Source organism: Enterobacter cloacae complex sp. FDA-CDC-AR_0132 (assembly GCF_003010695.1).
GTDB classification, from domain to species: Bacteria; Pseudomonadota; Gammaproteobacteria; order Enterobacterales; family Enterobacteriaceae; genus Enterobacter; species Enterobacter ludwigii.
The window spans coordinates 3,568,531-3,588,917 of record NZ_CP027618.1 but is presented as its reverse complement, the minus strand read 5'-3'; the positions used below and the strand labels follow the sequence as shown (position 1 = coordinate 3,588,917).

Genomic DNA, 20,387 nt, shown 5'->3' with positions numbered 1-20,387 from the left:
TCTGCCTTACTGCATCTTCTCGTGAAGCTCAATTAACTCGGCCACCAGTTCACGTGCCAGCATCGACGTCATCAGATGATCCTGCGCATGCACCAGCACCAGACTGACCTTCATCTTGCCTTCACCCTGGTCGCTTTCGATAAGCTTTGTCTGCACCAGGTGCGCTTCGTTCAGCGCCGTACGGGACTGTTCCATCATGGTTTTCGCGGCTGCGAAATCACCCTGCTTGGCCTGCTTGAGCGCGGCATACGCCAGGCTACGCGCCTGCCCGGAATTGATGATAAGCCCCATCACCACCTCTTCCAGATTGTTCTCTGCGGTTTGTTCTGCAACAATACTGTCCAAATCTAACATTTTTAAGCTCCTTTTGGCTGGCGCGGGTTGCCCCGCGCCGTGCAATTTTAGAATTTCAGTGCGAGGGCGATATCCTCTTCGCTCTCTTCTTCATCGATAACGGTTGCAGCTTTGTTTGCTATCGCCACGAATGGCATATAGAGCAGTGTTGCAATCCCGAGGTTGAATATCGCCAGCAGGAAGGCAGCCACGCTACCGTTGGTGTTGAAGAACGCCCCCAGACCCGCCGGCATGGTCCACGGCGCAATGTTGGTGACGGGCGGAATAATGCCCAGGTAATAGGCCGTCAGGGTAATGGCCGCCAACAGTGGCTGAACCAGAATGAACGGAATGAACATTACCGGGTTCATGATGATTGGCAGACCAAACAGAATCGGCTCGTTAATCTGGAAGATGCCTGACGGCAGCGCCAGCTTCGCAACCTGACGATGGTCAGCGCGACGAGAAACAATAAAGACCGCGATGATCAGACCCAGCGTCGCCCCGGTACCCCCCAGGAAGATATAAGAGTCGAGCATCGGCTTCGCCCACACATGGAAGGTTTTACCGGCTGCCAGCGCCGCGTCAACGGAGCCGTACTGCTGGTAAAGTGCAACGTTTTCCAGTGCCCATGGGGTCATGATACCGCTGTCCAGCGCCGCCAGTGCCAGTGAACCATGCACGCCAAAGAACCACAGCAGGGAGGTGAAAATCACATACGCCCAACCGACCACGCTACCCATTGACGCCAGCGGCGTTGAGATAGAGTCCATGATGATCTGGTGGAAGTTAGTGCCCCAATGAGAGAGCGCCCAGGCGATAATCCCCATGATGGAGAGAATAATGAAGCCTGGAATCAACGCGGAAAATGAACGAGAAACGGACGCCGGCACGCTATCCGGTAAACGGATAACCCAGTTGCGACGAATAATAAAGGTGAACATCTCCGCAACCACCAGACCGATTACGATACCGGAGATGATATTAGCGCCCCCCAGCCAGTTGGCCCCTACGGCATAGGCCTCACCGACGCTGTATGGCGTCACGGTCATAAAGGCGGCAATGGATAATAAACCTGCGGCCAGCGGATCCACTTTCCGCTCTTCCGCCAGTGCCATGCCAATAAAGAAAGGTGCCATCAGCGACATAATACCTAACGTACCGTTATATACGTTGCCGCCGATGGCTTTTAAACCATTAAGGGTTTCAATTGTGGAAGCGTCTAATCGAATTCCTAATGAATAAAAAAAGGAACCTTCACCAAAGCTCAGAAAAACGTTGTTAATTAAAACGAACATTGCCCCAGCCAGCGTCAACGGCATTAATCTAATAAAACCGTTTTTGATGGCATTAACGTGAGGCTGCTTTCCTATTTTAACAGCAAAAGGAAGGAGTACCTTTTCAAGTGAAGCGATGACTTTACTCATAGGAAAATACCCTTAAATGCCGCAACGCAGGTTACGGCGTATTGTGTGTGAAATAACTCTTTGACGGGAAAAATAAAAATTAATTAGCAGCTTTTTTAATTGCTGCAACAGCAGCTTTCAATACACCTAAACCATCAATCTTGCCGTACAATCCCGAATCGATCACTTCGACCGGTTTATTGGGTAACAGACGTTGAATTTCGGGCAACATATAGGCAATTTGCGGCCCCAGTAAAACGACATCGGCTGTCTGGCCCTTTTCGCCCGCCAGCGTCTCCGGAAACGCTTCGATCACCACCGGGACTTCATACTTCTCAGCCTGAGCACGCATCTTTGACACCAGAAGCGAGGTTGACATGCCTGCTGAGCAGAACAGATAGATATGTTTCTTTTCCATAGTAACTTCCCTCTCGTATGACTACCTGCCATCGCGCTATCACTCGACTCGCTATCCTGGCAGACAGGTAGTTTGCTTACTGTTGTTTGTCGTTGGAGTGAGTATACGCAATGGTACAGACAGGAGATAATTCTGCACAGGGGGAAATTGTCTCTCATTGACCTGGCGTGTTGACTACCTTCACATTTCAGGCAAATAATTCGCGAGAAGAAATAAGATTTACGTATGTATAAAAAAACCGGCCCAACGGCCGGTTTGTTAACATACTCAGGCAAGAAGGGTTACTGCGCCTTAGGTGCCTGCGGATCGGTATCGTATTCAGTACAGGTCTGGTAACCGGAGTTGATCACATGACCGGTCTCATCCAACGCAACGAAGTAGGTCTCTGCCTTACCATCACGTTGACCCAGGATATAGGTCTGGCAGGTACCGCGTGCATGAATCATTGTCACTTCAGAAGAAGGCTTGCCGGCAATCGCAGCCACCTGCGAACGGGTCATGCCTTTTTTGACATCTTTCACTACGGGCTGTGTAAACTGATCTTTGGTGCGGTCGTAGGCCGTACACCCTGCCAGCATAGTCAGTACCGCCGCTGCGCTAAGAATTCCTGCTACGTTCTTGTTCATATTCCGTCCTCTTGTTTATCAGCGTGTTATCTAAGCATGGAATAAAAAGTACTATTGTTCAACTTTGTGAATTCCGCCAGACGAATTTCGGAAAATTCTAATAAAACAACGATAACCTGCTAAATCGCCGCAATTTAACGCACTCGAAACTGTGATCCTTGTCGTTTCTCGTTCAAAGGGTTAGTTTTAACAGTTAACACAATCTGTTTATGTTCTGCATATGGAGGGCGTGATGGCTCTGCAACAAGAGATTATTCAGGCGCTGGGCGCAAAGCCCGCGGTAGACGCACAAGAAGAGATCCGCCGCAGCGTGGATTTTTTAAAGTCTTATTTAAAAACTCACTCGTTCCTGAAATCCCTGGTGCTGGGCATCAGCGGCGGTCAGGACTCTACCCTGGCCGGTAAACTCTGCCAGATGGCAATTTCAGAGCTCCGCGAAGAGACGGGTGATGACGCGCTGCAGTTTATTGCCGTGCGTCTTCCCTATGGCGTGCAGGCCGATGAACAGGATTGCCAGGATGCCATCGCCTTCATCCAGCCCGATCGTGTGCTCACCGTCAATATCAAAGGATCGGTGCTGGCCAGCGAGCAGGCGCTTCGCGAAGCAGGCATTGAGTTGAGCGATTTTGTCCGCGGCAATGAAAAAGCCCGTGAACGTATGAAAGCGCAATACAGCATTGCCGGGATGACCAAAGGCGTTGTGGTCGGTACCGACCATGCGGCAGAAGCCATCACGGGTTTCTTCACCAAGTATGGCGACGGCGGTACCGATATTAACCCGCTCTTCCGTCTCAATAAACGTCAGGGTAAGCAGCTGCTTGCCGCGCTGGGTTGCCCGGAGCACCTTTACAAGAAAGCGCCAACGGCGGATCTGGAAGACGATCGCCCCTCCCTGCCGGATGAAGCGGCCCTGGGTGTCACCTATGACAATATTGATGATTATCTGGAAGGCAAAAAACTGGATGAAGGTACCGCGAAAATCATTGAAAGCTGGTATCTGAAAACCGAGCACAAGCGTCGCCCGCCGATCACCGTGTTCGATGATTTCTGGAAAAAGTAACACTCTGGCACCCTCTCTCTGGGGAGAGGGGGTTCGCCCGCACCGTCCGTTGCACCATCCGGCTCTTTTTTAACCAAACCGGCTCTGCTACACTGTATGCCTGAACAGTATATGGAGTAGTATGTGAGCAGGCGTCAATCCGCCCCGCGTCTTGAGTTTGAAGCGGCGGCTATATACGAATATCCCGAACATCTTCGCCCCTGGCTTGAGGAACTGCCTAAACAGCCGGGCGTGTATATCTTTCACGGTGAGAGTGACACCCTTCCGCTCTACATTGGCAAAAGCGTAAATATTCGCAGCCGGGTCATGTCTCATCTGCGCACGCCAGACGAGGCGGCAATGCTGCGCCAGTCGCGACGCATCACCTGGTTTCGTACCGCCGGAGAGATGGGCGCGCTCTTACTGGAAGCCCGTCTGATCAAAGAGCAACAGCCGCTGTTCAATAAGCGCCTGCGCCGCAACCGGCAGCTCTGCTCCCTTCAGATAAACGCCGGTAAGCCGCAGGTTGTCTACGCACGCGAAGTCGATTTTTCTCACGCCCCCAATCTCTACGGGCTGTTCGCAAATAAACGGGCGGCTCTGCAGGCTCTGCAAACGCTGGCCGATGAGTTACAGCTGTGCTACAGCCTGCTAGGCCTCGAAGCAACCACTCGCGGGCGGGCCTGTTTCCGCTCAGCGTTAAAGCGCTGCGCAGGGGCCTGCTGCGGGAAAGAAAGCATTGAGGAACACCACGCCCGGCTCCTCGCAGGGCTGGCGGCGCTTAGCGTTAACTGCTGGCCGTGGGAGGGTGCCGTTGCGCTAAAAGAAGTCGGTGACGCGATGACCCAGTATCACATCATCAATAACTGGCTCTGGCTGGGAGCTGTTGACGATGTAAACGATGCGGCAACCTTGCTGCGCACACCCGCCGGTTTCGACCACGATGGCTACAAAATTCTCTGCAAGCCCGTGTTAACCGGCAAGTATGAGGTCATTGAGCTTAGTGCCCCGGCAGCCAGTTAATTTCGCTGAATAATAAGGTGCCCTGAGCCTCCAGCAGGCGGAGAGTATGGACGCCCTCCTCCCAGCTGGCGCCCTGATCGGCCGTCAGCAACTTATCGCCAAGCTGCCACGCCCCGCTTAACACGAACGCGACGCCCCCGCGGGAGCCGAACGTGGTAAAGGTGCGGTCAGCGACACGCACTTTCGCCTGACAACGGTCACGCCGGGTCATGATGTTGAAATCCATCGACATCCGTCCTTCGGAAAGCAGCGCTTTCACCGGCTGATCGCCGGAAAAATGGTATGGCTGATGATGTTTCAGGGTATGGCAGAACGCCTGACCGGCATCCAGCGTTACCTCACCCCCTTCAAGCAAGGTAATCACCCGATCGACACCGGGAAAAGAGGAGAATTCGCCATTGCTGGCGATGGTCGCGATACTGGCACGCCAGTAAAAATCGCGCGTTGCGGGCGGAAAACAACAAATTTCCCGCGTCTCGCCTGCGCCATTGCGCCAGAGGCTGACCGGCATCTTACGGATATCAAAGAACTCCATCACCACTCCTGAAAGGCACAACCTGTGCCAGGGCAAGGATATCGCTATCGTTGCTGTCTTGTTTGTTATCGTTGGGTTTTCACAGACACAGTATCGGCAGCAGAGCGGGCAGGCCTTAGCGGAACGTTAATAAAAATTATAACGCCATGACTCTGCCAACATTCTCTGAAGCGACTACAGGAGAATACCGCTCTGGCGGCGGCAGACAAGAGGGCATGAAAGAAAAACCGCCGGTCCTGTCCACAGCGTTAGCGCTTTTGTGGACAGGATCCCGGCGGTCTTAAGATGTTGAACCGATTATTCGGTTGGTGCTGGCATTTTACCTTCCATTGCTGGACGTTCTGTCAGACGCTTCTCAAAATTGGCATTAAATTGTTTTTTCTGTTCCGGCGTCAGAATGTTGTAGATCTTGTTCTGGGTTTCCATATGCGCCAGCATGCGGGCTTTATGCTGCTCAGCCATTTTGTCGATCTGCGCTTCGGCTTTTGCTTTATCGAAGCTGTCGCTGGCGATGATGTCATGCATCGCGCGGCGTTCGTCCAGTGACGGACGTTTCATCTGGTCGCGCTGGCTTTTCATGATGTCGCGGACCTGCTGTTTCTGTGCATCCGTCAGGTTCAGATCTTTAAACATCATCATCTCGTGGTGCATACCCGGCTTGCCTTTATGATGCATCATCATTTTGCCTTCGACAGGCGCGGCAGTGGTGGTGGTCGCGGTATCTGCAGCGAACGCCATGCTGGTAGCGCCCAGAGCCAGGGTAGAAGCAACAAACAGTGCAGTAAACTTACGCATAATTTATTTCCTTACTTTCAGTTATTCTTCGGCGCTATGCCGTGTTGACGAGATTAACTTTACGGGGTTTATCGTCAATTAATCAGAGCAACAGTAAAACAATGAAAGTGTAAAAAACAAATTATCGCCAAATGTGGAGGAATTAAGGATAAAGGATGGAGAGTTGCAACGAAAATATTCAAAATGATGATTTTCAAAGCAATTTAGAAAAGTATAGCGAAGTGAAGACCAATAATAAAGCAATTCACCAGGAATATTCTGCAATAGTTGTCATTGCGCTTTAATCGCTAAGAAAAATAATTTGACGTTCCCCTCTCAGGCAATGAGAGGGGAAATGTTCAGGACACTTTTTCCAGCATCAGCCCGGCGCGCAGGCCAAACGCTACCGATGGATTAGGGAACAGAACATATTCAGTGGTTTTCTGCACCTCGTAACGCTCGTCGCCATCTTCCGCCAGCAGAACGCCTTTGCGAAAAGGGGTGAAGTTCAGCGTGTGGGCGGCCATATGCAGCCGGAAGGCCTCGCTGCGGCGAGTGATCTGCTGTACGACCCGATAGCGCACGACAGTCTGTTGCGTTGGCTCGGGTGCCAATCCCCCGAGCAGCGCGCGAAGCGCAAGATGCGTTGGCGCGAAGCGCGCGAGATCGTTCTGGCCAAACGGTAGCGCTTTTCCCAGCTCCAGCGTGCAGGCCAGCGCGCCGAAATGCTCACAGGTGAAATGGGTAAATGTCCCCCCCGGCGACTGATGAAACACCAGAGCCTCCAGCCCGGCGTCGCCCAGCCAGCTCAGAAACGCCTCATCCCACGGCTGGTTACGCTGGGGCAGAACACCAAAGCGCACATGATAAGAGGCGCGAATTGCCGTATGCAGGTCGAGATGCCAGCGCACGGGACCGGCCGCGGCGAAAAATGTTGCAACCACGTGCTCAAGCCACTGCGCCCGCGACGTTTCATCGCCTGGCACAAACTGTGACCAGCGGCCGCCAAACATGCGGTTAAGGTCGCTCTCAAGATAACGTTTGTTTTGCGCCAGCGCAGGCGGGTTGCCAAGCACCACCAGCAGACGGCACTGCAGGGTGATATCTCCCCGATACAACGCGCGAAGCAGCAGGTCGACAATTTCAACCGGCGCGGTTTCATTACCATGGATGCCGGTTGAAAGCAGCAGCGATAACTCACTCTTCGCGGCCGGTGTCAGTTCAAGGACGCCGCGACCCAGCCACCGCCAGTGAAATGAGGGGCCCTCCCCCTCACGCTGTCCGGGCGTTTCATCGGCCAGTGTCAACGCCAGTAAATTTTCCATAGCCACTCCTTTAGCGCTGGAACGGATAAACCGATCCCAACTGCAGGATTGTTGTTAACGCGTCCAGTGCCTCACGCCCTTCACGCAGTAGCTGAGGGTCGACCAGATCGGCCTGCGTTAATCTGTCGCGATAGTAACGATCCACCCAGTCATTCAGGGAGTTAAACAGCGTCTCATTCATCATCACGGCTGGATTAACAGCCTGCATTTCGTTCTGCGTCAGCACTACGCGCAGGCGTAAACAGGCCGGACCGCCGCCGTTGGCCATGCTTTCGCGCAGGTCAAAGACGCGCAGTTCATCGATCGGGTTATCGGCTTTCACCAGTTCAGACAGATAACGCCACACTCCTTTATGGTCCTGCGACTCTTGCGGCAGCACCAGCATCATGCTGCCGTCCTCACGGCTCAACAGCTGGCTATTAAAGAGGTAAGTTTCAACCGCGTCCTGCACGCTGACCGCCTGGGTCGGCACCTGAATCGGCATAAACCCCGGCACCCGCTCATGCAGCGTAGCGAGCAGCTTCTCCTGATGGGCAAACGCCTGCTCATGGCAGAACAGCACCTGGCGGTTAGAGACGGCAATGACGTCGTTGTGGAAAACACCCTGGTCAATCACCTGTGGGTTCTGCTGAGCAAAAATCACCTGTGAGGGATTCACCTGGTTCAGCCGCGCGACGGCCTGGCTCGCCGCCAGCGTCTGGCGGGCGGGATAACGGACAGGCGCCGAATGGCCGCCCTCTTCTCGCCCGTAAATGAACAGCTGCACGCCGGGATCGCCATAATCCCCCCCAAGACGGTTATGGTTTGCCGCTCCTTCATCCCCGAACATGGCCACCTGTGGCAACGCCTGATGGACCTCAAAGTGAGCCTCATGACGGAAAATCGCACGCAGAACGCGCTCGGTCGTCTCCGCTTCAGTGGCACGGTGGAATTTGTTATTCAGGTTCGCCACCGTTAAATGCACTTTGCCATCCAGCGTATCGGCCGACGGTGCAACGGTAGCAGCGTTTGCCACCCACATCGACGAGGCAGAGCTCGCCGCTGAAAGCAGGTGCGGCGTCTGCGTACCCGCTTTTTCGATAACCTGCTCATCGCTGCCGCTAAAGCCGAGCTGACGTAACACCGCCACGTTCGGGCGCTCCTGCGGCGGGATCACCGCCTGCGGGAAACCGGCATCCGACAGGGCTTTCATTTTCAGCAGCCCCTGCTTCGCCGCCAGTTTCGGGTTGGAGACCTGAAAACGGTGCTTCGTCGAGGCTTCATTACCAAACGAGAGGCCAGCATAGTGGTGCGTCAGCCCCACCAGCCCGTCAAAGTTGACTTCACGCGCTTTCATGACGATCCCCCTGAGTAAAATCCAGCCCCGGACTCAGCGTTTCCGGCAGCGTCAGCGCAGGCGTTTCCAGGCTCGCCATCGGCCACGCGCAGTAATCTGCGGCATACCACGCGCTGGCGCGGTGGTTACCCGAAGCGCCTACCCCGCCAAACGGTGCCGTACTCGCCGCACCGGTAAGCGGTTTATTCCAGTTCACAATCCCGGCGCGTGCTTCGAGCAGCAGCTGATCAAATTTCTCACGATGCGGGGAAATCAGACCGCTCGACAGTCCATAGCGGGTGTGATTGGCCATCTCAATGGCGCTGTCAAAATCGTCATAACGCCAGACGCAGAGCAGCGGGCCAAAGACCTCTTCATCCGGCACGTTGCGTGCGCCACTCATCTCAACAATGCCCGGCGTCAGGAGCGATGTTCCGGGCTTGATTTGCTTTGGTTCAAGCAGGGTTTTCGCCCCGCGCGCCACGTGATCCTGCCAGGCTTTCAGCACGTTCAGCGCGGCCTGCTCGGAAATCAGCCCCCCAATAAACGGCTGTGGGTCGGCATCCCACTGCGCAGGCACCAGACGCGCGCTGATTTCCACCAGCCGCGCGAGGAAGGCATCGCCCTGTGCACCCCGTTTCACCAGCAGACGACGCGCGCAGGTGCAGCGCTGTCCGGCGGTAATAAACGCTGACTGGAGGGTCAAATGCACCGCCGCGTCGATATCATCAGGATCTTCAACGATCAGCGGGTTGTTACCGCCCATCTCCAGCGCGAGAATTTTTTCCGGCTGCCCCGCCAGCTGGCGATGCAGTTGGTAGCCTGTTCCGGCGCTGCCGGTAAACAGCAGGCCGTCGATATCACTCAACGCACTCAGCGCCTGGCCGGTTTCACGTCCCCCCTGCACCAGGTTGAGCACCCCGTGCGGCAGACCAGCCTGTTCCCAGAGCTTCACCACCACTTCACCGGTCAGTGGCGTTAACTCACTCGGCTTGAAAATCACGCTATTGCCCGCCAGCAGCGCGGGCACGATATGCCCGTTCGGCAGATGCCCCGGGAAGTTATAGGGGCCAAATACCGCCAGCACGCCGTGCGGACGGTGGCGCAGCGTGGCCGCGCCGTCAGGCATATCGGTATGTTGCTCGCCGGTACGGGTATGGTACGCCTTCACCGAAATGGCGATTTTATTGATCATCGCCGTCACTTCCGTGGCCGCCTCCCAGCGCGGCTTGCTGGTTTCCTGAGCGATAACGCGCGTCAATTCGGCTTTATTGGCCTCCAGCAGTGATGCAAATTTCTCGACTATTCCCTGACGTACGGAGAACGGTTGTTTCGCCCATCCCGGGAAAGCGCGACGGGCGGCATGACAGGCCTGTTCGACCTGCCCGGCGCTGGCGTCATTTCCCTTCCAGAGCACTTCTTGTCCGACCGGATTGGTCTTTATGCGCGGCTCGCCTTCGCCCGTGACCCAGTCACCGTTGATCCATAAAGTCATGCTGTTTTCTCCTCAGGGCAGAGACGCACCAGGCGAACCGTGTCGCCGGCGTTACATTTCAGGGCATCCAGTTGCGCGGCCGTCAGCACCAGACGTTCACTTTTCGGGTTGGTTCGCACCAGCATGGCGCGGAAATTGTTGTACTGCTCGTTAGCCACCAGACATGCCGGCCACTCACCCGGTGCAGGCTGGCCTTCGGAAACCTCAACCAGCCGGCTTTTACGGATCGCACGCACGCGGTCGATATCGCACTCCAGGGTAGGTCCGCCGTCAAAGATGTCCACATAGTTACGGTAGCGGAAACCCTCTTTTTCCAGCACCGCCCGGGCCGGCGCGGTTTGCGGGTGCACTTCGCCAATCACCGCCTGCGCCTGGGGGCTTAAGAAATGGGTATAGATGGGGTGTTTCGGCATCAGTTCGGCGATAAACGCTTTCTGCCCGGTGCCGCACAGATAGTCCGCGCGGCTGAACTCCATCGAGAAGAAGCGCTCGCCGAGGCTCTCCCAGAAAGGTGAATAGCCGGTGTCGTCGATTACGCCGCGCATCTCGGCGACGACCTTTTCGTTAAAACGATCGCGGAACGCGGCCATAAACATGAAACGCGACTTGGAGAGCAGATAACCGTTGCCCTCTTTTCGCCACGCAGGATCGAGGAACAGCGTGCAAAGCTCGCTGGCTCCCGTGTGGTCATTACAGAGAAAAAGCGTGGGCAGCGCGTTATAGACGTTCAGCTCTTTTGAGGCGTGAACCATCGTACCGACACGGTAGTTGTACCACGGGTCGTTAAGCCCGACGGCCACTTCGATTGCGCAAATGCCGGCCACGGTACCGGTGTCGGTATCTTCGAGAACGAACACATAACCCTGTTCGCTTTTTGGCAACGTCCCCTGCCAGGTTTGCAGGGCGCGCTCAATGCGCGCCGACAGCGTTTTTTCATCGGCAGGAAGCGAGGTCAGCCCGCCTCCCGTCTTACCGGCAAGCTGCATGAGCCCGGCGATATCGCCGCGCTCAACGGGACGGATGACCATCATGATGACACCCCGGACTTCACATGTTCACAGGCCAGTGCAAAACGGTCTAAACCGGTTCTCACCTCTTCCTCGCTGACAATCAGCGCAGGGGCAAAACGCACCACGTTGGCACCGGCAATCAGTACCATCACGCCCATTTTTGCCGCTTCCTGTGAAATAAGTTTAGCTTTTCCGGCAAACTCAGGTGTGAGTTCGCAGCCAATTAACAGACCCAGACCGCGGATCTCTTTAAACAGTCCCGTCTTGCTGTTGATGGCGTTCAGGCGCTCAACAAACCAGTCATGACGTTGTTTAACGCCCTTGAGCACTTCCGGCGTGTTAATGATGTCGAGAACCTGTCCGGCCACGGCGGTAGCCAGCGGGTTACCCCCGTATGTTGTACCATGCGTACCCACGGTCATTACGCTGGCGAATTTATCGGTGGTCAGCATGGCGCCAATCGGGAAGCCGCCGCCCAGCGCTTTCGCCGTAGAGAGCACGTCCGGCGTTACGCCGTAGTGCATATAGGCATACAGCTCACCGGTACGCCCCACACCCGTCTGGACTTCATCGAAAATCAGCACCGCGTGATGACGATCGCACAGCTCACGCAGCCCCTGCAGGAACGCTTTTTGCGCCGGAAGGACCCCGCCCTCACCCTGCATAGGTTCGACGATCACCGCACAGGTGGTGTCGTTGATAAGCTCGCTGGCGGACTGCAGATCGTTATACACGCCGTGACGAATATCCGGCGGCAGTGGCGCAAAATCCTGCGAGTATGACGGCTGACCGCCGGCGCTGACGGTAAAGAGCGTGCGGCCGTGGAACGCGTTTTTAAACGCCACAATGCCGCTCTTATGAACGCCGAATTTATCGTGTGCATATTTGCGCGCCAGCTTCAGGGCCGCTTCGTTTGCTTCCGCACCTGAGTTACAGAAAAAGACTTTTTCGGCAAACGTTGCGTCGATCAGTTTTTTCGCCAGTCGCAGAGCGGGCTCGTTGGTAAAACCGTTACCGGTATGCCAGAACTTCGCCGCCTGGTCGTTTAACGCCTGACGCAGTGCCGGGTGCGCGTGACCCAGCGCGTTTACCGCAATCCCGCCTGCAAAGTCGATATACTCTTTGCCCTGTTGATCCCACAGGCGTGAGCCTTCCCCCCGTACCGGAATAAAAGCCGCCGGAGCGTAAACCGGCATCATCCATTCATCGAAATTTTCACGCGTAATTGACAGAGACATAGCGACCTCATCCGGTAAATAAAAGGTTATTTAGATGTTAAATAATTGAGTGTTTGCACTGTGAATGTAGATTGCAGCCTTCGTGCCAGCCAGCGATAAAAATGCATAAACGGGTTAGGGTTACAGAATATCAATAAGTTACGATATGGAGTTATTCACTGTTATTGCATAAAAAGTGAATATTTTTACGACAAGCGGCGGTTTGCCGCACGAAAATAAGAAAGAGTATGCAGAAGCCAAATATAATTCTGGAATTGTGATCGCTCGCGAAATTTATCGGTTCTTTACGCCCTGTTGGGGGGCAATGCGCGTCAGAATGGTGCAAATATTGCACCGTTGGCATGATCTGTCGCAGTTATTGGTCGAACCCCGTAACAGATGACGCAAATTCTGCTACCATCCATGCACTATTCACCTTGCATTGGCAGCGACTATGAAATTTGTCTCTTTTAATATCAACGGCCTGCGTGCCCGCCCTCACCAGCTTGAAGCAATTGTTGAGCAACATCAGCCAGATGTGATCGGCCTGCAGGAGACAAAAGTTCACGACGATATGTTCCCCCTCGAAGAGGTGGCGAAGCTCGGTTACAACGTCTTCTATCACGGACAGAAAGGTCACTATGGCGTGGCGCTGCTGACCAAAGAGACGCCGGTTTCCGTACGTCGTGGCTTCCCGGGCGATGATGGCGAAGCGCAGCGTCGCATCATCATGGCGGAAATTCCTTCACCACTCGGCAATATCACGGTGATTAACGGGTATTTCCCACAGGGTGAGAGCCGCGACCATGAGACAAAATTCCCGGCCAAAGCAAAGTTTTATCAGGATCTGCAGGATTACCTGACCACCGAACTGAAAAAAGAGAATCCGGTGCTGATCATGGGCGACATGAATATCAGCCCGACCGATCTCGATATCGGCATTGGAGAAGAGAACCGCAAACGCTGGTTGCGTACCGGTAAATGTTCTTTCCTGCCGGAAGAACGCGAGTGGATGGAACGCCTGCTCGGCTGGGGTCTGGTTGATACTTTCCGCACCGCCAACCCGGAAACGCAGGATCGCTTCTCGTGGTTTGACTACCGGTCAAAAGGCTTTGATGACAACCGCGGTCTGCGTATTGACCTGCTGCTGGCCAGCCCGCCGCTGGCGGAACGCTGCATCGAAACCGGCATCGACTACGATATCCGCAGCATGGAAAAACCGTCTGACCATGCGCCGGTCTGGGCGAAATTCAAACTGTAACCTCGTGTGAACACGCAAAAAATACTCCTGATGTGCGCCCTTCTGGGCGCATTTGTTCTGACCTTCGTCTTTCTTCCGCCGGGGACGCTCTCCCTGGAAACCATCAAAACGCACCAGCAGTCGCTCCTCTCGCACGTGGAACAGGCACCGTGGCAAAGCGCGTTTTTCTTTTTCGCCCTCTACGTGTTGGTCTCCGCCCTGTCGATACCCGGTGCGGCGATACTGACGCTGCTGGCGGGAGCGCTGTTTACGCTGTGGGAAGGCACCCTGCTGGTCTCGTTTGCTTCTACCCTCGGCGCCACGCTGGCGATGCTTGCCAGCCGTTATCTGCTGCGCGACTGGGTACAGCGGCGATTCACAACACAGATGAATACGGTGAATGCCGGTATGGCGCGAGACGGTGCAGGGTATCTTTTTGCCCTGCGTCTGATGCCCTTGTTCCCGTTTTTTCTCGTGAATCTGCTCATGGGGCTGACACGTATTGCGGTCAGTCGCTACTGGTGGGTGAGCCAGGTCGCCATGCTGCCTGCAACCATTATCTTTCTGAACGCCGGACGCGCGCTGGGGAAAGTGAATTCGCTTCGCGATATTTTATCGCCGGGACTGATATTCGCCTTTACACTACTGGGGTTATTGCCGCTGGCGACGCGCTGGCTGTTTTCCCGTTTTACCCCTTCATCAAAAAAGTGAGGCATTATGCGCCGTGTGCGTTTTTGCACGTTTCTGAGCGGTCTGCTGCTGGCAGCCCCGCTGTTTGCAGCGGACAACTGGCAGGCTATCCAACAACAAGCCAAAGGCCAGACCGTCTGGTTTAACGCCTGGGGCGGCGATCGGGCGGTAAACCGCTACCTTGAGTGGGTAAGCGGTGAGATGAAAACGCATTACGACATAACCCTTAAAATCGTCCCACTGGCGGATGCCGCCGATGCGGTCAAACGTATTCAAACAGAAGCCGCCGCAGGCCGGAAAACAAACGGTTCAGTCGACCTCTTATGGGTCAACGGTGAGAACTTCCGTACCCTGAAAGCCGCTAACCTGCTGCAAACCGGATGGGCGCAGACCTTGCCCAACTGGCGCTATGTCGATACCCGCAAACCGGTTATGGAGGATTTTGCTGTCCCCACTGATGGCGCGGAATCCCCATGGGGCAGTGCGCAGCTCACCTTTATTGCCCGCCACGCAAGCCTGCCTGCGCCCCCAAACGATCCTCAGGCGTTACTGGCGTATGCGCAGCAGCATCCGGGCAAAGTCAGCTACCCACGCCCGCCCGATTTTACCGGTACGGCGTTTCTGGAACAGTTGCTCCTGACCCTCACCGCTCACCCGGAGGCGCTGCAAAAAGCCCCTGATAACACCTTTGCCCTGGTGACGGCTCCGCTGTGGCACTACCTGGACAAATTACACCCGCTGCTGTGGCGAAAGGGAGAGGACTTTCCTCCCTCGCCCGCCAGAATGGATACCTTGCTTGCCAGCGGTAGCCTCAATCTCTCCCTGACCTTTAACCCGGCACATGCGCAGCAAAAAGTGGCCAGCGGTGAACTGCCTGCCGACAGCTACAGCGTTGGTTTTGACAACGGAATGATAGGCAACGTCCATTTTGTGGCCATTCCGTCGAATGCCAGCGCAAGCGCAGGCGCGAAGGTGGTCGCCAATTTCCTCCTTTCACCGCAGGCGCAAATCCGCAAGGCCGACCCTGCCATCTGGGGAGACCCGAGCGTACTGGATGCGAAAACACTGCCCGAAAAAGAAGCGAAGCAGCTCGTTGCCCATACGCCGGCAGGGCTGCCGAAAATGCTTCCCGAGCCGCACGCCGCCTGGGTTAACGCGCTGGAGCAGGAATGGCTGCGTCGTTACGGCACCCGCTGAGCTGGCTCGTCTGGCTGGCGATGGCGGTCATCTATCTGCCGTTGCTTCCCGCCGCCGCCATACTGTTTGCCCCGGCATTCTCGCTGAACAACTGGCAGTTGCTGCTTAACGACCCGCAGCTGCCACAGGCTACGGTCGCCACGCTGGTCTCAACGCTTATCGCGACGCTGGGGTCGATGTTTATCGCCCTGGTGCTCGTGGCCCTCCTGTGGCCGGGCGAGCGCTGGCGACGGCTCAGCAGCCGGCTGACGTGGCTGCTCGCCGTTCCTCATGTGGCCTTTGCCACCAGCGCTTTACTATTGTTTGCCGAAGGGGGCCTGTTGTATCAGGTGTGTAGCGTCTGTACGCCACCGCTTGACCGATACGGTGCAGGGCTGGGGCTGACGCTTGCGGTAAAAGAGAGCGCGTTTGTGCTGTGGGCCCTTTACGCCGTCCTGCCGGAAAAACGCCTTGCGCAGCAAAAGGTCGTGCTGCATACCTTCGGCTACGGGCGTTTTCAGGCGCTGAACTGGCTCATCCTTCCAACGATCGCGCCGGCTCTTGGCGCCGTGATGCTGGCGGTGCTGGCCTGGTCCCTGTCGGTTGTGGACGTGGCGATGGTGCTCGGGCCTGGCAATCCCCCGACGCTTGCCGTACTGGCGTGGCAGTGGCTCAGTCAGGGCGATACGCAGCAGCAGACAAAGGGAACGCTGCTGTGCCTGCTTCTCCTTCTGCTGCTGGCCGCGTTTTCTGCACTGGGTTACGGCGCATGGAGACTCTGGCGTCGCACGCTGCCGGATCTGAGCGGACGCCGTCGAATGTCGCTTATCGCGCCACCAGCGCGTCTGTTCAGCGGATTTCTGCCCGCCTGCGGGGTGCTTTGCGCGGTCGTGCTGCTCATGCTGGCGCAGCGGGACGACATCGGTGCGGTTGGCACCAGTCTCTCCTTTGGCCTGCTCGCCAGCCTGATTTCGCTGGGGGTAATCGTTCTCTGGCTTGAGTGGGGACCGCAGCGAGGCACACAGTGGGTGTGGTTGCCGCTGGCGCTGCCGGCGCTGCCCCTCGTTACTGGACAATACGTTATCGCGTTGCGACTGGATATCGACGGGCACTATGCCGCCGTGCTGTGGAGCCATCTGCTGTGGGTTTTACCGTGGATGTTGCTAGTCCTCCAGCCGGCCTGGCAGAGGATCGATCCCCGTCTGATCCTTACCGCCAGAACGCTCGGCTGGCGGCGGGGAAAAATCTTCTGCTGGCTGAAATGCCCCTTGCTGGTACGCCCGGCGCTGCTGGCTTTCGCGACCGGGTTTTCCGTCAGCATGGCGCAATACATGCCAACCCTCTGGCTGGGCGCAGGCCGTTTTGCGACGCTGACCACTGAAACCGTGGCGCTCAGCAGTGGAGGCAGCATTCCGCTTCTGGCTAACCGGGCGCTGGGGTTGCTGTTGGTCACGGGGAGCGTGTTTGGCCTTGCCGCCCTGCTATCCCGGCTCGCAAGCCGTTACCGACGAGGATTACGTTAATGCTGCAGGTCAGCAATCTCACCATTGAACCGCTTTTCCGCGAGGTCAATTTTTGTGTGCCACGCGGCGAAATAGTCACGCTGATGGGCCCTTCCGGCAGCGGAAAGTCAACCCTTTTTGCCTGGATGGTGGGCGCACTGTCAGACGATTTTCAGGCTCAGGGCGAACTGTGGCTTGATGAACGTCGCTGCGACGGACTGCCCGTGGAGGCCCGCGGGTTGGGGATCCTCTTTCAGGATGCCCTGCTGTTTGACCATTTCAGCGTCGGACAAAATTTGCTGCTGGCATTACCTGAACGGATTGTCGGACGAGCACGGCGGGAAGCGGTCGAGCAGGCGCTCGGTTCTGCCGGGCTTGCCGGGCATTACGCCAGCGATCCGGCGACCCTTTCCGGCGGCGAACGTGCCCGGGTCAGTCTGCTGCGTGCCCTGCTTGCAGAGCCGCAGGCGTTACTGCTGGATGAACCGTTCAGCCGTCTCGATAATGCGTTACGCGCCTCGTTTCGGGCATGGGTATTTGACACTACCCGCGCACGCAATATTCCGGTGGTTCTGGTCACGCATGACGACGAAGACGTGCCCCCGGGCGGCGAAGTGATTGAGATTTCTCGCTGGCAATAATGTGCTAACGCAATGTTTTACCTTTCAGGAGAGACGACAATGCCCCCCTCTTTTACTGACGTCAGGTTATTCGATGAAACGTGTTTCTCAACTGACCGCGCTGGCCATGCTGTGCGGCCTCGCTTCATTTTCCTCTCTGGCTGCTGATATGCCGCACGCCATGACGCTGTCTCAACTTCAGGCACAACACGGCGCGGTGATCGACACCCGCGCCAGCGCGTTTTACAACGGCTGGCCGCAAACGCTGAGCGCGCCCTCCGGGCATGAGCCCGCCGCACTTAACCTTTCCGCCTCCTGGCTTGGCGCGATGAGCGATGACCAGATTGCCGTCTGGGCCAGACAGCACCAGCTTACGCCGGCCATGACGATCGCGCTCTACGGTCGCGACGCCGATAATCAGGCGGTCAAAGCGCGGCTGGAAAAAGCCGGCTACCACCAGATTTCCGTGCTCAACGATGCCCTGCAGGTACCTGAGCGTCTGCAGCGTTTGCCGCACTTTGAACAACTCGTCTACCCGGAGTGGATCCACCAGCTTCAGCAGGGTAAACCCGTCACTGCCGCGCCGACGGGCGACTGGAAAGTCATTGAAGCCGCATGGGGCGCGCCGAAGTTTTATCTGCTGAACCATATTCCCGGTGCCGGCTACATTGATACCAACGAAGTGGAAAGCGAACCGCTGTGGAATAAAGTTTCTGACGACACGCTAAAAGCGATGCTGGCGAAGCACGGGATCCGTCACGATACGACCGTCATTCTGTATGGCCGTGACGTATATGCCGCCGCCCGCGTGGCGCAGATCATGCTGTATGCGGGCGTGAAGGACGTCCGCATTCTTGATGGCGGCTGGAAAGCCTGGTCTGACGCGGGTCTGCCGGTTGAACGGGGAATGCCCAAAGACGTGAAGCCCGCCCCCGATTTTGGTGCACCGATCCCCGGCCAGCCGCAGTTGATGGTGGATATGGCGCAAGCACGGGGGATGCTGCATCGCCAGGACGCGTCGCTGGTCAGCATTCGTTCCTGGCCGGAGTTCATCGGCGAAACCAGCGGCTACAGCTACATCAAGCCAAAAGGTGAAATTGCCGGTGCCCGCTGGGGTCATGCCGGTAGCGACGCCACCCATATGGAAGATTTCCATAATCCGGATGGCACCATGCGCAGCGCTGACGACATCGCCGCCATGTGGAAAACCTGGAACATCCTGCCGGAACAGCACGTCGCGTTTTACTGCGGCACCGGCTGGCGTGCGTCCGAGACGTTTATGTACGCACGGGCGATGGGCTGGAAAAATGTCGCCGTCTATGACGGCGGCTGGTACGAGTGGAGCAGTCATCCACAGAACCCCGTCTCCAGCGGAAAACGCGGGCCAGAAAGTTCACGCTAACGGGTAAGTGACTTCAGCGTCACGTACCCGCTCCAGATGCGCGTTGTGGTGGTCAGCCAGCACAACGCGCCAAATATCCACGCCTGCACGCTGAAGTGCGCGGGAAAGAGGCAGCACAGCACAAACAGCGCGATCGTCTCCGTCCCCTCCGTTAACCCACCAATATAGTAAAACGACTTATGCGCGTAGCCAGGGTTGTCGATGTTGTGTTTCGCTGCCAGCGCGGCAAATGCCAGAAAACTGCTCCCGGTACCGATAAAGGCAAACAACAGCCAGCCAGCGGCAAGCGCATTCTCTGCGGGGGCCGCCAGCGCGAATCCGAAGGGAACCAGCGCGTAAAACAGAAAATCGAGGGCGATATCAAGAAAGCCTCCCGCATCCGTCAGCCCGCGCCGGCGTGCCAGCGCACCGTCGAGACCATCCAGCAGGCGATTCAGCACGATGGCGACGAGCGCCGCCGGATACCAGCCGAGGGCCAGAAACGGTAAGGCCAGCACGCCTATGGCAAACCCGGTCAGGGTTAATCCGTCAGGCGTGATCCCCGGCTTATCCAGTACTGACACCAGCCGGTTGAGCGCGGGTTTAATCCGCGGGTGCAGATGACGATCAAGCATGGGGATCCTCTTTAAACGTGGCACATAACCCCTGCGCCGGGATGTCCAGCGCGGCATTAAAGCGTGCAGAGAGATTCTGAAACGCAATCAGCGCCGTCATTTCGGCGATCGCGTCCTCGCTGAAATGGCGTGTGATCTCACTTTTGATTTCGTCATTCACTCGGGGCGGCGTCGCGGTGACAGCCTCGGCATAGGCCAGCGCTGCACGCTCCTCTTCGCTAAAAAGAGCGGAATCACGCCACGCGTTGACGGCCTGAACCTTATCCAATGCGCCTGAGCGCTCCGCCAGGCGCAAACTGTTGGCATCGATACAAAAAGCACAGTGGCAAAGCTGCGATACCCGGGTCATTAACAGCGAACGAAGCACCGGCGACAGGCGCGCGTGACGACGTTCGAGAAAACCGACGAACAATGCCACCAGCCAGAAAAGACGTGGCATCCTTCCCCACCAGCGCGTGGGGTTAAGCACGGCACCAAAGTGTTTTTTCTGCATGGCGGCAATCGGTTTTATGCTGACCGGAAGGGTGGCGATGGGATCTACCCAGGTGGACGTCTCTTTCACCTGATTCTCCTGATGGCTGGACTCTTAGAAAGGGCACGATAATATGGTGTTTTTCGCTAACTAGT

At 56.4% G+C, this 20,387-nt stretch carries 21 protein-coding genes; 8 read left to right on the top strand and 13 right to left on the bottom strand.

Going from position 1 to position 20,387, the window contains the following annotated elements:
* Positions 1-6: 6 nt before the first annotated feature.
* The 4 genes from chbA to osmE all read right to left on the bottom strand — a co-directional run bounded on the left by chbA (position 7) and on the right by osmE (position 2,783).
* Positions 7-354 carry a PTS N,N'-diacetylchitobiose transporter subunit IIA gene (gene chbA, locus AM379_RS17345; protein ID WP_106503954.1) on the bottom strand — a complete coding sequence of 116 codons (348 nt, stop codon included), beginning with the start codon at positions 352-354 and terminating at the stop codon, positions 7-9.
* Positions 355-401: 47 nt separating this feature from the next.
* Positions 402-1,760, bottom strand: coding sequence for a PTS N,N'-diacetylchitobiose transporter subunit IIC (gene chbC, locus AM379_RS17340; protein WP_014169674.1), 1,359 nt, complete (start codon positions 1,758-1,760; stop codon positions 402-404).
* A gap of 79 nt (positions 1,761-1,839) precedes the next feature.
* Positions 1,840-2,157, bottom strand: coding sequence for a PTS N,N'-diacetylchitobiose transporter subunit IIB (chbB, locus tag AM379_RS17335; protein WP_008500676.1), 318 nt, complete (start codon positions 2,155-2,157; stop codon positions 1,840-1,842).
* 281 nt (positions 2,158-2,438) lie between these two features.
* The gene (gene osmE, locus AM379_RS17330) at positions 2,439-2,783 is read right to left on the bottom strand and encodes an osmotically-inducible lipoprotein OsmE (RefSeq protein WP_014169673.1); all 345 of its coding nucleotides are present in this window, start codon (positions 2,781-2,783) and stop codon (positions 2,439-2,441) included.
* A 232-nt stretch (positions 2,784-3,015) separates the two neighbouring features.
* Between osmE and nadE the strand changes: the two genes are divergently transcribed.
* Positions 3,016-3,843 (top strand): ammonia-dependent NAD(+) synthetase, encoded by an 828-nt coding sequence (nadE, locus tag AM379_RS17325; protein ID WP_020884418.1) that lies wholly within the window; start codon positions 3,016-3,018, stop codon positions 3,841-3,843.
* Positions 3,844-3,966: 123 nt separating this feature from the next.
* The gene (gene cho, locus AM379_RS17320) at positions 3,967-4,845 is read left to right on the top strand and encodes an excinuclease Cho (protein ID WP_014169671.1); all 879 of its coding nucleotides are present in this window, start codon (positions 3,967-3,969) and stop codon (positions 4,843-4,845) included.
* Here the strand turns inward: cho and ves are convergent.
* The 7 genes from ves to astC form a co-directional block, all read right to left on the bottom strand.
* Positions 4,823-5,380: an environmental stress-induced protein Ves gene (ves, locus tag AM379_RS17315; protein ID WP_020884419.1), complete on the bottom strand. Its 558-nt coding sequence runs from the start codon at positions 5,378-5,380 to the stop codon at positions 4,823-4,825. The two genes, cho and ves, sit on opposite strands and share 23 nt — an antisense overlap.
* A gap of 297 nt (positions 5,381-5,677) precedes the next feature.
* Positions 5,678-6,175 (bottom strand): ATP-independent periplasmic protein-refolding chaperone Spy, encoded by a 498-nt coding sequence (spy, locus tag AM379_RS17310; RefSeq protein ID WP_020884420.1) that lies wholly within the window; start codon positions 6,173-6,175, stop codon positions 5,678-5,680.
* Between the two features lie 338 nt (positions 6,176-6,513).
* A complete protein-coding gene (gene astE, locus AM379_RS17305) occupies positions 6,514-7,479 on the bottom strand; it encodes a succinylglutamate desuccinylase (protein WP_106503953.1) in 966 nt (321 codons plus the stop codon).
* Positions 7,480-7,489: 10 nt separating this feature from the next.
* Positions 7,490-8,815 (bottom strand): N-succinylarginine dihydrolase, encoded by a 1,326-nt coding sequence (gene astB / locus AM379_RS17300; RefSeq protein ID WP_032677963.1) that lies wholly within the window; start codon positions 8,813-8,815, stop codon positions 7,490-7,492.
* A complete protein-coding gene (astD, locus tag AM379_RS17295) occupies positions 8,802-10,289 on the bottom strand; it encodes a succinylglutamate-semialdehyde dehydrogenase (protein WP_020884423.1) in 1,488 nt (495 codons plus the stop codon). The genes astB and astD overlap by 14 nt, the downstream gene beginning before the upstream one ends.
* On the bottom strand, positions 10,286-11,320 hold the full coding sequence (gene astA / locus AM379_RS17290; RefSeq protein WP_014169664.1) for an arginine N-succinyltransferase: 1,035 nt from the start codon (positions 11,318-11,320) through the stop codon (positions 10,286-10,288). Before astA ends, astD begins: the two co-directional genes overlap by 4 nt.
* Positions 11,317-12,537: a succinylornithine/acetylornithine transaminase gene (gene astC, locus AM379_RS17285; protein ID WP_014169663.1), complete on the bottom strand. Its 1,221-nt coding sequence runs from the start codon at positions 12,535-12,537 to the stop codon at positions 11,317-11,319. The genes astA and astC overlap by 4 nt, the downstream gene beginning before the upstream one ends.
* A 433-nt stretch (positions 12,538-12,970) precedes the next feature.
* Between astC and xthA the strand changes: the two genes are divergently transcribed.
* The 6 genes from xthA to AM379_RS17255 all read left to right on the top strand — a co-directional run bounded on the left by xthA (position 12,971) and on the right by AM379_RS17255 (position 19,146).
* The gene (xthA, locus tag AM379_RS17280) at positions 12,971-13,777 is read left to right on the top strand and encodes an exodeoxyribonuclease III (RefSeq protein ID WP_020884424.1); all 807 of its coding nucleotides are present in this window, start codon (positions 12,971-12,973) and stop codon (positions 13,775-13,777) included.
* 6 nt (positions 13,778-13,783) lie between these two features.
* Positions 13,784-14,467 (top strand): TVP38/TMEM64 family protein, encoded by a 684-nt coding sequence (locus tag AM379_RS17275; RefSeq protein WP_106503952.1) that lies wholly within the window; start codon positions 13,784-13,786, stop codon positions 14,465-14,467.
* 15 nt (positions 14,468-14,482) lie between these two features.
* Entirely contained in the window at positions 14,483-15,643 is a 1,161-nt protein-coding gene (locus tag AM379_RS17270) for an ABC transporter substrate-binding protein (RefSeq protein ID WP_425250063.1), read from the top strand.
* Positions 15,616-17,145, top strand: a complete 1,530-nt coding sequence (locus AM379_RS17265; RefSeq protein ID WP_106503950.1) for a thiamine ABC transporter permease — start codon at positions 15,616-15,618, stop codon at positions 17,143-17,145. The genes AM379_RS17270 and AM379_RS17265 overlap by 28 nt, the downstream gene beginning before the upstream one ends.
* A complete protein-coding gene (locus AM379_RS17260) occupies positions 17,145-17,765 on the top strand; it encodes an ATP-binding cassette domain-containing protein (protein ID WP_047744471.1) in 621 nt (206 codons plus the stop codon). Before AM379_RS17265 ends, AM379_RS17260 begins: the two co-directional genes overlap by 1 nt.
* A gap of 73 nt (positions 17,766-17,838) precedes the next feature.
* Positions 17,839-19,146, top strand: a complete 1,308-nt coding sequence (locus tag AM379_RS17255; protein ID WP_032681220.1) for a rhodanese-like domain-containing protein — start codon at positions 17,839-17,841, stop codon at positions 19,144-19,146.
* On the opposite strand, the gene AM379_RS17250 is transcribed toward AM379_RS17255, so the two are convergent.
* Entirely contained in the window at positions 19,143-19,760 is a 618-nt protein-coding gene (locus AM379_RS17250; RefSeq protein WP_106503949.1) for a CDP-alcohol phosphatidyltransferase family protein, read from the bottom strand. The genes AM379_RS17255 and AM379_RS17250 overlap by 4 nt on opposite strands.
* A complete protein-coding gene (locus tag AM379_RS17245) occupies positions 19,753-20,322 on the bottom strand; it encodes a carboxymuconolactone decarboxylase family protein (protein ID WP_020884431.1) in 570 nt (189 codons plus the stop codon). Before AM379_RS17245 ends, AM379_RS17250 begins: the two co-directional genes overlap by 8 nt.
* Positions 20,323-20,387 lie beyond the last annotated feature (65 nt).